Annotated in this window: 10 protein-coding genes; 3 read left to right on the top strand and 7 right to left on the bottom strand. The window is 44.1% G+C overall.

Annotated elements, in window-relative coordinates; genetic code table 11:
- Window positions 1–67 precede the first annotated feature (67 nt).
- Window positions 68–1,552, top strand: coding sequence for an aldehyde dehydrogenase (locus MAR181_RS12825; RefSeq protein ID WP_013797026.1), 1,485 nt, complete (start codon window positions 68–70; stop codon window positions 1,550–1,552).
- Window positions 1,553–1,665: 113 nt separating this feature from the next.
- Here the strand turns inward: MAR181_RS12825 and MAR181_RS12820 are convergent, their stop codons facing one another.
- The 7 genes from MAR181_RS12820 to MAR181_RS12790 all read right to left on the bottom strand — a co-directional run bounded on the left by MAR181_RS12820 (window position 1,666) and on the right by MAR181_RS12790 (window position 10,045).
- Window positions 1,666–3,060: an aminotransferase gene (locus MAR181_RS12820; protein WP_013797025.1), complete on the bottom strand. Its 1,395-nt coding sequence runs from the start codon at window positions 3,058–3,060 to the stop codon at window positions 1,666–1,668.
- Window positions 3,061–3,176: 116 nt separating this feature from the next.
- Window positions 3,177–4,340: an acetylornithine deacetylase gene (gene argE, locus MAR181_RS12815; protein ID WP_013797024.1), complete on the bottom strand. Its 1,164-nt coding sequence runs from the start codon at window positions 4,338–4,340 to the stop codon at window positions 3,177–3,179.
- Window positions 4,306–5,958 (bottom strand): GMC family oxidoreductase, encoded by a 1,653-nt coding sequence (locus MAR181_RS12810; RefSeq protein ID WP_013797023.1) that lies wholly within the window; start codon window positions 5,956–5,958, stop codon window positions 4,306–4,308. Before MAR181_RS12810 ends, argE begins: the two co-directional genes overlap by 35 nt.
- Before the next feature lie 20 nt (window positions 5,959–5,978).
- The gene (locus MAR181_RS12805; protein WP_013797022.1) at window positions 5,979–6,848 is read right to left on the bottom strand and encodes an ABC transporter ATP-binding protein; all 870 of its coding nucleotides are present in this window, start codon (window positions 6,846–6,848) and stop codon (window positions 5,979–5,981) included.
- Window positions 6,836–7,639 carry an ABC transporter permease gene (locus MAR181_RS12800; RefSeq protein WP_013797021.1) on the bottom strand — a complete coding sequence of 268 codons (804 nt, stop codon included), beginning with the start codon at window positions 7,637–7,639 and terminating at the stop codon, window positions 6,836–6,838. Before MAR181_RS12800 ends, MAR181_RS12805 begins: the two co-directional genes overlap by 13 nt.
- 11 nt (window positions 7,640–7,650) lie before the next feature.
- Window positions 7,651–8,643, bottom strand: coding sequence for an ABC transporter substrate-binding protein (locus MAR181_RS12795; protein ID WP_013797020.1), 993 nt, complete (start codon window positions 8,641–8,643; stop codon window positions 7,651–7,653).
- A 799-nt stretch (window positions 8,644–9,442) separates the two neighbouring features.
- Window positions 9,443–10,045, bottom strand: a complete 603-nt coding sequence (locus MAR181_RS12790; protein WP_245546159.1) for a helix-turn-helix domain-containing protein — start codon at window positions 10,043–10,045, stop codon at window positions 9,443–9,445.
- A gap of 374 nt (window positions 10,046–10,419) precedes the next feature.
- Here MAR181_RS12790 and glnT point away from each other — a divergent pair, with 374 nt between their 5' ends.
- Entirely contained in the window at window positions 10,420–11,754 is a 1,335-nt protein-coding gene (gene glnT, locus MAR181_RS12785; protein WP_013797018.1) for a type III glutamate--ammonia ligase, read from the top strand.
- Window positions 11,755–11,796: 42 nt separating this feature from the next.
- Window positions 11,797–12,696: a class II glutamine amidotransferase gene (locus MAR181_RS12780; RefSeq protein ID WP_013797017.1), complete on the top strand. Its 900-nt coding sequence runs from the start codon at window positions 11,797–11,799 to the stop codon at window positions 12,694–12,696.
- Window positions 12,697–12,708 lie beyond the last annotated feature (12 nt).

Here is a 12,708-nt window from a genome sequence, read left to right as displayed (position 1 = left end):
GTAGAATAGGGTATAAATACGTAGAGGGAGAGATGCCTCCCTAAATAACATTTGAGAGGTTAGTGGTTTGTCTTCATATACAAAACAATATTGGCTTGAAAAAAACGCTAATTTAGAAATTGAATCCCGCGCATTTATAGCAGGGAAGTTTGTCGATGCGTTAAATAGCGAAACGTATGCGGTGGTTAATCCCGCTACAAAAGAACAAATAGCTAATGTGGTTGCGTGTACTGAACAGGATGTCGATACGGCAGTAAAACATGCCAGAGATTCGTTCGAGCAGGGCATTTGGGCGAATCAATCCCCCTCAGACCGTAAAGCTGTCATGAAGCGCTTAGCTGAACTGATTCGCGAACATCAAGAAGAGCTTGCGTTACTAGAAAGTATAAACGTGGGCAAGCCCATCATGGACGCAATGAATGTCGATATATTGGGCGCCGCTGCGTGTTTTGATTGGTATGCTGAAGCCATCGATAAAATATACGGTGAAGTCGCGCCAACAGACGGTTTAAACATTGCGACAATTACCAAGGAGCCAGTTGGTGTTGTCGGCGCCATCGTTCCGTGGAATTTCCCGTTAGATTTGGCGGCTTGGAAGTTGGCCCCCGCTCTAATTTCAGGTAATTCAGTGGTATTGAAACCCGCTGAGCAGTCTCCTCATACTGCGTTACGTATTGCGGCATTAGCCAAGGAAGCCGGATTACCCGACGGGGTTCTGAGCGTAGTGACGGGACACGGACACATTGTTGGTAAAGCAATGGGTCTTCATAACGACATTGATTGCATTACTTTTACTGGGTCGACGCCGACGGCAAAGTTGCTGATGGGTTACTCTGCAGAATCCAATATGAAACCCGTATGGCCTGAAACAGGTGGTAAGAGCCCCAATCTCATTTTTGGCGATTGTGAGCTGGATAATGCAGTGGAACATGCCGCGATGGGGATCTTTTTCAACCAAGGCGAGGTGTGTTCTGCAAACTCAAGAATCTTAGTTGAGTGCAGTATTAAAGACGCTTTTATACAAAAGTTGAAAGTGAAAGCGGAATCTATGGTGGTTGGTGATCCGATGGATCCAGATACGCAAGTTGGGGCGCTTATCGATTCTAATCACGCAGCTAAAGTCCGCACTTATATTCAGGAGGCGTTGGACGAAGGGGCGATTTTGGTGACAGGTGGTTTGGGAGACTGCACGACCAATTCTGTTCCGCCAACGATTTTGGACAATGTCACACCGGAAATGAACATTGCCCGTGAAGAAGTGTTTGGCCCTGTGGTCGTTATTATGCCGTTTGACGATCAAGAGGATGCGATCAGGTTAGCAAATGATTCGATTTATGGCTTGGCCGCGTCGGTTTGGACGACTAACCTCAACCGCGCTCATTTGGTATCCAAGCGGCTTAAAGCGGGTACGGTTTCCGTAAATACTATGGATGCATTGGATATGTCGACGCCTTTTGGGGGGTATAAACAGTCTGGCTTTGGCCGTGATCTTTCCCTGCATGCTTTCGACAAGTTTACTCAATTAAAAACTACTTGGATTAAACTCGGTTAGCACAAAATAATGTTAACCCCTTTACTTTTGAGTAAAGGGCTTTTTTAGTTTTTTTAGTTTTTATAGTAAAAAAAAACCGCCAAGTAGGCGGTTGAATATGGGGGGCAATAGTCTTATAAATAACCGTCCTGTTTTAAGTCTTTCATTGTCTCTACAATACTTTCTCGCAATGTCGATACTAAGAAATCCACATTATCTTTCGATAAGGTTAGCGGCGGGGATAATATGTTCATGTGTGCTAACGGTCTGACGATGAGTCCTCGTTTTTGGCAATGATCGGCAATTCTATTACCGACTTGAGCTTCAGGATCAATCAGTTCTTTTGATTCCTTATTGGCCACATTCTCGACGCAAACCATAAATTTCTTACCGCGCACGTCACCCACTATGGGCAAATCCATAAGCGTCTTTAGTTGCTCTTCAAAATACGAACCGATTTCTTGGACGTGACCACAGAGGTTTTCTCTCTCCATGATTTCTATATTTTTAAGGCCTGCTGCACAGCTTACTGGGTGGCCGGAATAGGTAAAGCCATGCGTAAATAGAGCGCCTTCTGCTTGAGGCTTACTGATTACTTCGTAAATATCGTCAGACAGAATCGTCGCGCCTAACGGTAAATAGCCTGAGGTGAGGCCTTTTGCACAGGTGATGATGTCTGGCACTATGTCGAACTCGTCTTTAGAGGCAAACATATGTCCTAGACGGCCAAATGCAGTGACAACTTCATCCGATACGTAAAGCACGCCATACTTACGACAGACGTCTAGCGTACGTTTGTGGTAGCCCTTCGGCGGAACAATGACACCGCCTGCGCCCATAATAGGTTCAGCAAAGAAAGCGGCAACATTGTCAGGCCCAAGCTCCAAAATCTTGTTTTCCAGCTCTTGAACTTTTTCATCGCAGAAGTCTTCAATGGATTGGCTTTCAGGGCGACGATAAGGGTTGGGGCAGGAAATATGATGAACAAGCTGTTCATCGATATCAAAGCCAATGTGGTCAAATTTAACGCCTGTAATAGACATCGCCATATAGGTACTGCCGTGATATCCATCAATGCGTGAAATGATTTTTTTCTTACTTTTTTTACCAAGCTGATTAAAGTAAAAGTGAATAATGCGAACAGCGGTGTCGTTTGCTACTGATCCTCCACAACCATAAAAAACGTGATTCAGATTACCCGGTGCCAGCTCTGCTATTTTTGCGGCCAATTTCGCCGCAGGAACGGTAGTGTGGTGTCCAAAACAAGAATAATACGGAACTTTCATGATTTGCTCTGCAATGGCTTGTGCCATTTCTTCACGAGCATAACCGATGTTGACGCACCATAAACCGCCAATACCATCTAGATACTGATTTCCGTCTCCATCTGTGATGTGAACATTGTCGCTGTCTTCAACGACAATCGAACCTGTCTCTTTAAACGTGGAGAAGTCTGTCCATGGATGAATGTAATGGTCCTTGTCTTGCTGCCAGACTTGGTACATTTCGGCGGATTTATTTTCAGACATCGAATGGTTCCTCGGAATAGAATTATAATCTGTTTAAATAATTTATAGAGAGTTCTGGCTTCGGTAAAATATGTTTTTTCTTTGTTTGCATAGGAAAAACTAAAGCGACAAAAGGCTTACGGTGACTCGCTTAACGAGTCAATTAATCGCTCTATGAAGGCTTCTGATTTAGCCAATTGTTCAATATAAATAAACTCATCGGGTTTATGGCCTTGCTGCATACTTCCGGGTCCACACACGACAGTGGGAAGTTTTAAGCGCTCGCTAAACAAGCCACCTTCTGTGCCAAAGTTTATTTGACCTTCTTCTGCGTCATCAGTGAGATTTTTCAGGTATGAGATGATTGCGTCATCATTAGCTTTAGCGAGTCCGGGGTATTCGGTAAGTACTTCGATGGCGATATCTGTATCAGACGCTTTTTGTGTCATTTCGCCGATTAGTTCTTGGCAGTAGTCAGCAAAGTGTCCTAACAGGTCTTGTGGATTATCGTCTGCGATATTGCGAATTTCGAAATCAAACTGGCAGTGATTTGGTACGATATTTAATGCCGTTCCGCCCTGTATTATGCCGGTATGGATGGTCGAGTACGGAATGTCATACTGTGTGTGAAAGGGGCCATTTTGTGCTTTATCGTTTGCTGCGTTCTCAAGCCAGTTAACCAGTCTGGCAGCGTAGTTCACTGCATTTACGCCGTGTGGCGCCATCCCCGAGTGGCATTCTTTTCCTGTCACGGTGACACGCGCTGCAAGCTTTCCTTTGTGTGACGTTACCAATTTCATTTCAGTCGGTTCGCCAACAATACAGGCAGCGGGTTTTACATCCAGATGCTTCAGTTTTTCTATTAGACTGCGCACGCCAAGGCAGCCAATTTCCTCATCGTATGAGAACGCAAAATGAATCGGCTTGGTCAGGTTTGTGCTTAGCATTTTGGGCACCGAGGCTAGTGCAACGGCAATGAAAGATTTCATATCCGCTGTGCCGCGTCCGAATGCTTTGTTGTCCAGAAGTGTTAGCTCAAATGGATCAGTTGACCATGATTGGCCTTTTACAGGAACCGTATCTGTGTGTCCGGATAATAAAATACCGGGTTTTTCTATCGGGCCAATCGTTGCATACAGGTTAGCTTTGGTTTTCTCTTGATTGTAATCCAGTGTTGATTCAACGCCATATTCATTGAGAAATGATTGAATATAAGCCATCAACGCCAGATTAGAATGCACACTGGTGGTGTCGAATGAGATAAGTTTAGTGAGCGTGTTTATCGTCAGCTGGGTTGCCATCAATTTGCCTTTTTGTGTAACTTTCTTGAGTTTTCTTTATGAAATCAGCAGCGCGTTCTCCAATCATTATGCAGACGGCATTGGTGTTACCGCTTATTAGAGTCGGCATGATCGAGGCATCGGCGACACGTAGACCCGATATGCCATGAACACTTAAGTCTGGCTTGACGACCGATTGCGTGTCCGTGCCCATTTTGCAGGTGCCGACAGGGTGAAACACGGTTGCGCCATATTCTTTTACATAATCCATAAGCTGCTCGTCCGTTTGACAGTGCTCTCCGGGCAGCATCTCTTTTCCTCGCGCCTCATCAAATTCAGAATCGGAGAGGATTTTTCGAGCGCAGCGTATTCCTTCAATTAAGGTTTTTGCGTCGTCTTCATTCGATAAAAAGTTGTAATCGAGCAATAAGTTTTGTTCTTTGGTGATCGAGATATGCCCGATACTTTTTGGCCTCAATACGCAGGTGTGGATTGCGTAGCCGTGCCCCCATTCAAACAGCCGACCTCGGTGACTGCGGTATCCGGGAACAAAGTGGAATTGTATGTCTGGGCGATTGTCATTTGTCGTGGAGGCAAACCCGCCAGCTTCAACATAATTGGTTGTTAACCAACCTTTTCGTTTTAGGAAAAACTGGAAAGGAGACGTTAAAACCTGAGGTAAGGAGCCAAATGAAAAGCCCAATGTTTGAGTTGCATTTGACCTTACCGTAACCAAGCCATCTAAGTGATCTTGTAGGTTTTGCCCAACCCCTTTCAACTCATGCTGAACGTGTATTCCAGCTTGTTCGAGCGTTTGTTTTGGACCGATGCCTGATTTCATCAAAATGAATGGGCTACCCAACGCGCCAGCGCTCAAGACAATCTCTTGCTTGGCAATCAGTGTTGTTTTTTCGTCTTCCTGCCAGACGATCACACCTATGGCTTTTTTATTCTCTATGAGAACTTTTTCAACCTGAACATTGGGAATCACAGTGAGGTTTGTACGCTGTTTAACGATAGGTTGAACAAACGCTTTAAAACTGGATTGGCGAAAACCATCTTTTTGAGTCACATTATAGAGGCCGACACCCATTTGAGTATCACTGTTGAAGTCGGAGTTTTGACTTAAGCCCAATGCCTGTGAGGCGGCTTTAACAAACTTTAGAGAAAACGGGTTTGGGCTATTGGGTTTGTCGACATGCAACTCGCCTTGCGTGCCATGGAATTGTTCTGATTGACCCAACAGGTTCTTTTCAGATTTTTGGAAGTAAGGGAGTACGTCGTTCCAGCCCCAGCCAGTTGCGCCAGATGTTTGCCATTGTTCATAATCCTTTGCATCACCTCGAATATAAATCATGCTGTTCATTGAGGAAGAGCCTCCAAGTGCTTTTCCTCGAGGGCAGTGGAGTACTCGATGATTCATGTTTTTTTGTGGCGCAGAATAATAGTTCCAGCTGTACTTCTTACTTTTATACAGAGATATGGTGCCCGCTGGGATTTGAATTCTAGGCGAGTTGTCTTTGTCTCCAGCTTCAATAAGGCAAACCCTAATCGCAGGGTCTTCAGATAATCTGCTAGCAATCACGCTACCTGCTGAACCAGCTCCAACGACAATATAATCAAACGTTTTGTGAGTCATGGGTTTGCCTCTTAAAGCACTTAATGCATTTCTGTAAGATCATCGTGAAGAAGAGACAGTATTTCTCTTTTCAACGAGATGAAATCCGGTTCCATTACCATATCCAGTGTTCTGGGATGTGGGATATTTACGTCGAGAACTTTCTGGATGCGTCCGGGTCTTGCGCCCATCACAAACACTCTGTCTCCGAGCATGATGGCTTCATCGATATCGTGTGTGACGAACACAACTGTCTTTTTACTGTGTTCCCATACTTGCAGTAATAACTGCTGCATTTGCATTCTAGTCTGGCTGTCCAAAGCACCAAACGGTTCGTCCATAAGTAAAATTTCTGGGTCATTCGCTAGCGAACGTGCGATTGCTACGCGTTGTTTCATACCACCAGAAAGTTGCTTTGGGTTACGATCTGCAAAGCTCTCTAAGCCGACTTCTTTGAGGTATTTTTGAACGATTTTCTTTCGTTCTGGCGCAGGCATTTTCTTTTGCTTTAAACCAAACTCAATGTTTTCGGAGACGGTGAGCCAAGGGAACAAGGTGTAGCTCTGAAAGACCATGCCTCGCTCAGCTCCAGGGCCGTCGACCACTTTTCCTGCGACTTTGATTTCACCGTCAGTTGGACTGTTGAGACCCGCTGTTAGATAAAGTAGGCTGGATTTACCGCACCCTGATGGCCCAACAATGACGGCGAATTCATTTTCTCGTACTTCCATTGAGACTTTATCCAGCGCAGTAAAATCGGTCCCCGTCGATGTTGGAAACTTGAGTGTTACCTCGTCAATGTGCAGTTGGATCTTTTCCGAAGTTGTCGCCTCTTTAGTCGGCGTCGTATTGTCCTGTTTTTGTTGCTCGTCGCTTACAGTAGACGGCAGTGGCTCTGCTAGTTGGCCCATGCGCTTAACCTCGCTCTTAAAACTCTAAAAAACTGATCCGTCAAAAGTCCCAATAGGCCAATGATGACAATTGCCAAGAAAATAACGTCGACCTGAAAACCTCGCATGGCTTTGAGGCTTATGTATCCGAGGCCGCTGGTTGCTGCGACTAATTCGGCCACCACTAGATATGTCCATGCCCAGCCAATGGTGACGCGTAATGTATCCAATATGCCGGGTAATGATGCGGGTGCGATGACCTGAGTGACAACCTTCGAACGACTTGTACCCAGTGTGTAGGCTGCATGCAGTAAGTCTTTCGAAACCCCACGAGAGACGTCGGATATCATCACCAATTGTTGAAAAAATACGCCGAAGAAAATAACGGTTACGCGTTGTTCTATCCCAATGCCGATCCACAAGATAAAAAGCGGCACAAAAGACGTGACAGGCAGATAGCGGATGAAGTTTACAAGGGGCTCTAATATGGCTTGTACTATTTTGAAGCTGCCCATTAACATCCCAAGAGGAATGGAAAGCATTGAAGAGACAATGAAACCAATTAAAACAACCTGAACACTGGCCCACATATGTTCGAACAGGGTGCCGTCTTCCGCAAGACGTACGCCAGTACTTAGAACATCCATCGGAGAAGGAAGAAACATAGTAGGAACAAGGTTACTGGCAGAGAGTAAAAACCAGCTGGATAGGAGTACTATCCAGCTTAACGTTCCTGCCCCAAGCACAACTTTTTTGGGCAACTCTTCCTGTGGGGAAGTCAGCTGCTTAAAACTTACTTGCTTAGAAGACATATCGAAACCCTCTACTGTGTGATGAACGAATTGTCTACAAGTTCGTCATATGTCACGTTGTAGTTTACGTTTTGTAATTCACTCCAAGTTTTATTTGCAAGGTCAATCACTTCAGATATTTTGCCTTCATTGCCATTAGCGCCTAATAATTCGATGTTCATTTCTTTATCGTAGAAGCGAACTGTTGACGCAGCAGCAGCAAGTTCAGCTGGGTCAGAAAGGTATCCGCCGATGCCTTTTGCCATAATCTTATTGGCTTCGTCTGGGTTCGTTTTAGTGAACTCAACAGCACGGTACAAACCATCAACCAGCGCTTTCACGTCTTCAGGTTGGTTTTCAATCACATCACAGTTCAGTGCAACAACATCAACAATCACGCCCGGAGTGGCGCTACTGTCGACCAGCACTTTGCCTACATTATGAGATCGTACGTAAGACAAGTTCGGTTCCCAAGTGACTGCAACTGGAACTCTGCCCGCAATGAAAGCGCTTGCAGCGTCGTCGGCTGTCATGTTTTGAACCGTAATGTCAGACATGCTCATGCCTTCGCTTTTTAGCAAGTCTGATAACCAAAACTGAGAAACAGAGCCTTCGTTTACGGCAACGGTTTTCCCTTTTAGATCTGCAATGGAATTAATGCCGTCTTCCACTAAGATGCCATCGCCTCCAAAGCTGTCGTCCAGAACGGCAACCGATTTAAAACAAAATTTCGGGCGGTATTTAAGGATTTCGTCGATCGTTGACGCAGAACCATCTAGACGGCCTGACGCAGCAGCAGCCATATACATGGAAGATTCTTCGATAGTCGTGAGTTCTAAATTTAAGCCTTTTTCTTCAAAGTAGCCTAAATCTTTCGCTAAATAGAGCGTGCCGTAGCCCACCCAAGTCGTATGGCCTAATGAAATAGTACCTGCGTTTGCGGCACCTGCTGTGAGGGCTAATGCTGAAATGGTAACGGCAGTACCTTTAACGAGCTTTTTCGACACTGTTTCTAGTAATCGCATTGTTTGTTCCTCTCGATGATTGATTATTGCGTTTTTTTACAGTTAATCGTGTTCTATTGACCTAAACAATTATCTTTTTTTGTAGCTTTAAATAATTTTTTTTGAAGCAATATGAGAGGTGTTTCTTATTGGTGCTTAGTGCTTTTTAAATGCCCAATATTGGCGCTTTTTATCCTTTATTAAAGCGGTTGTGATTTTTTCTATATCGGATTTTTTTGAACTTTTTAGTTTGAAAAGTATTTAAAATACAGATCGTTAGAAAAGCATTTAAACTATTTAGATAGATTTTTATAAATATGGCATATATTTTAATTTTGATTGGAGAGGGGATTAAATTGGTTACTTGCCCTCAAAAAAAATTATATTAAATTGTTTAAAAGGCGGCTTGCTCATAAAGTAAAAGTACTATTCGCGAGGGCGCTTGTCGGATAGGGAAGCTGCGAATCAGTTGGCAACATGAGACAATCTCACCAACTTATGCCAACTAAGATTCTCAATCAACCATGAACCAACTCAGGCTCATAGGCTCATTTTCTACCGAGCCAGTAAATACCGCGTACTGCGTCCGCCAGATTCGGATCGAATCAAACAACCTTGTTCAACTAAAGCCGCAAGATGGCGTGTTGCGGTTGGTTTACTATTAATCACATCAAAAGGTTATAAAAGTCATCTCGGGATAGCAGAGATCAGCCGTTCGAATCGCTTGTTATACGAAATATTAAAGCCCCGATCTTTTATAGGCGGGGCTTTTGTGTTTGAAAAGAGCTTCTAAAGGGCTGCACATTGTAGAGCAGGCAGATTACTCATTTTTATTGTCATGCATGATAAAGGACAAGAGTTTGATTGGGACTTGTTCCAGTACCTCTGGGCCATGGGGGACTTCTGCATCAAATGATAAAGAGTCGCCAGCTTGCATGTTATATAGGTGGTTGCCGTGACGGTAGAGTATTTGACCTTCCAGCAGGTAAATGAATTCTTGTCCTGGGTGCGAGAAGGTAGGAAACACTTCACTGGCATCATCCATGGTAATTAAGAAAGGTTCATAGAGTTGCTTTTTGCCGCGACTGTAACTGAGCAGCTGATAGGTATGGCCTTTTTCGGTTCCTCTGCGAACCACTTCCATGCCTTGGCCGGATTTGGTGAGAAGAGCGCCACCTTCAGGTCGATCATAGTCGGCAAATAATTGTGAAATGGATAAACCAATGGCGTCGCAAAGACGGCTAAGGGTATCAAGGCTTGTGGAAACTTGGGCATTTTCGATTTTACTGACCATGCCTTGGCTTAATTTTGCGATGCGTGCGACGTCCGTGATTTTTAAATCTTGGGCGACACGTCGACGTCTTACGTGCATCGCAATGTATTCCTCAAGCTTTAATTTAGGCGATGAGTCTCTTGTAATCACTATTTCGCCCTCATTTAGAGCGATTGCGTGCCTGGATGGTGCGTTTTTCTTCATTGCCCTTGAATTTCCTACCTGCATTTCATGGATATCATTTTAACAGGATGATTTTAGATCATAAAAATCAAAATCTTACACTATTAGGAAAAAAAAATTCCTAAAAATCAATTTTTGGCAAACTTGTTGCTTTCCTATTGGGAAATAAATTTTCCCTTAAGGAATATTTTATTTCTATCATAGTCGATGAGTTTGAATTTAGGAAAGGGTATCTAGGGCAGTCACTCATACTGTTAGCAACAATGCTTGATGCCTTTCTCATTTTTAACCCTGATCGATTGGAATATTCATTAAGTTCACTATGAGTAAGGAGATCAGCAATGCAATCTGATGCAGTAGAAGGCTTTCTTAACGAACATCACATCAAATATGTTTTAGCGCAGTTTGTGGATATTCATGGCGTTGCAAAAACCAAATCTGTGCCCGCCAAAAATATTTTTGATGTGGTGGAAAAGGGGGCTGGTTTTGCTGGTTTCGCTGTGAGTGGTTTAGCAATGGAGCCTCATGGACCTGACTTTTTGGCTCGTGGTGATCTGTCGACCTTAAGCATTGTCCCTTGGCAGCCAGGTTACGCAAGATTGGCTTGTGATGGTTATGTGAATGATGAACCTCATCCATACTGTTCTCGTGTGGTGTTAAAAAATCAAATCAAACGCTTAGAAGCGAAAGGTTGGACATTAAACACGGGTCTTGAGCCGGAATTTTATTTGTTCAAAAAAGGCGAGTATGGCGAGCTACTTCCAGTGGATGACTCCGATACGCTTGCTAAGCCTTGTTATGACTATAAAGGGCTGTCTCGTTCTCGAGAGTTCCTAGAGCGTTTGGTTGAGTCATTGCAAGCGGTCGATTTTGATGTCTACCAAATTGATCACGAAGATGCGAATGGTCAGTTCGAAATTAACTATACCTATGGCGATGCCCTTGAATCCGCAGATCGCTTTACCTTTGTTCGTATGGCCGCTGGTGAAATTGCAAATGACATGGGGATGATTTGTTCTTTCATGCCGAAACCAGCGCCTGATAAAACTGGTAATGGCATGCATTTCCATTTATCCATCACAGATGAATCAGGTAAAAACTTATTCAATGATGATAGTGATAAAAATGGCATGGGCCTTTCAAAATTGGCATATCACTTTACAGCTGGGATTTTGGCACACGCTAAAGCGATTTGTGCTTTTGCGGCGCCGACAGTGAATTCCTACAAGCGCTTAGTGGTTGGCGGGAACAGCTCCGGCGCGACTTGGGCACCAGCCTATGTATGCTACGGCGACAATAACCGTTCGGCATTGGTTCGTGTGCCATATGGTCGTTTGGAGTTTCGCTTACCGGATTCTGGTTGTAATCCTTATCTTGTTCATGCCGCTTTAATTGCAGCAGGTCTGGATGGCATTGAGCGCGAGCTTGATCCAGGTGAGCCGATGAACATCAACCTTTATGACCTTTCTCTAGAAGACATTCTAGCCAAGAACATCTCTATTCTTCCTCAATCCCTTGGCGATGCACTTGATGAATTGGAAAAGGATTCTGTGTTTGTTGAATCCATGGGGGAAAACCTAGTCTCCGAATTCATTAAAGTGAAGCGAGCTGAGTGGAATGAGTATTCGCGCCAAGTGTCCGCTTGGGAAATAGAAAAATACGCTGAGTTCTTTTGATTATCCACTGTGACGTTTTAAAAATATATTGAGGTTTCTTCTATGTGTGGAATTGTTGGGCTTTATTTAAAAAATGATAAGTTTGAAAACAGTTTAGGTGAACTGTTTGAGCCAATGCTTATTTCAATGACAGATCGTGGCCCAGATAGTGCGGGATTTGCCATTTATGGCGATGAAGTAGGCGAAGGTTGGGTCAAGTTAACCTTAAGACATCCTGACGAAGACTATCGCTGGGAAGAGTTGAGTGACAATTTATCGGCGTCATTAGGCTGTGAAATCAAATGGATGCAAAACGCCAATGTCGTTGTGCTGAAAATTAACACGAATGAAAGTTCTGCTCGCCGTGCTTTGGCTGAGCTTGATTCTGATGTATTGATCTTGAGTGCCGGATCCTCCATCGAAATTCTCAAAGAAGTTGGCTTGCCTGAAAATATTGCCTCCAAGTTTAACCTAAGTGGCATGAAGGGCAGTCACATCATTGGTCATACTCGTATGGCCACTGAGTCCGCTGTCACCATGGAAGGCAGTCATCCTTTTTCGACCGGTTCGGATTTGTGTCTTGTGCATAATGGGTCGTTATCAAACCACAATCGTTTGCGCGATACGTTAAAGCGTGAGGGCATTACCTTTGAAACGGAAAACGATTCAGAAGTGGCGGCTGGTTATTTAACTTGGCGACTTAACCAAGGCGATAGCTTGAAAGTGGCCTTGGAAAATGCGCTGAAAGATCTAGATGGTTTTTTCACTTTTACGATTGGTACGAAAGACGGTTTTGCGGTGATGCGTGATCCAATTGCGTGTAAACCTGCGGTTCTTGCTGAAACAGATGATTACGTTGCAATGGCCTCTGAATATCAGGCTTTGGTTAGTTTACCGGGTATCGAAAATGCCAAAGTTTGGGAACCTGAGCCAGCGACCTTCTATGTTTGGGAACGTAAATAGTTTTAGGAGAAT

The sequence above is a fragment of the Marinomonas posidonica IVIA-Po-181 genome, assembly GCF_000214215.1.
In the GTDB taxonomy this organism is placed as follows: Bacteria; Pseudomonadota; Gammaproteobacteria; order Pseudomonadales; family Marinomonadaceae; genus Marinomonas; species Marinomonas posidonica.
The sequence above is the reverse complement of the archived record's forward strand: the minus strand, read 5'-3'. Positions and strand labels throughout refer to the sequence as shown.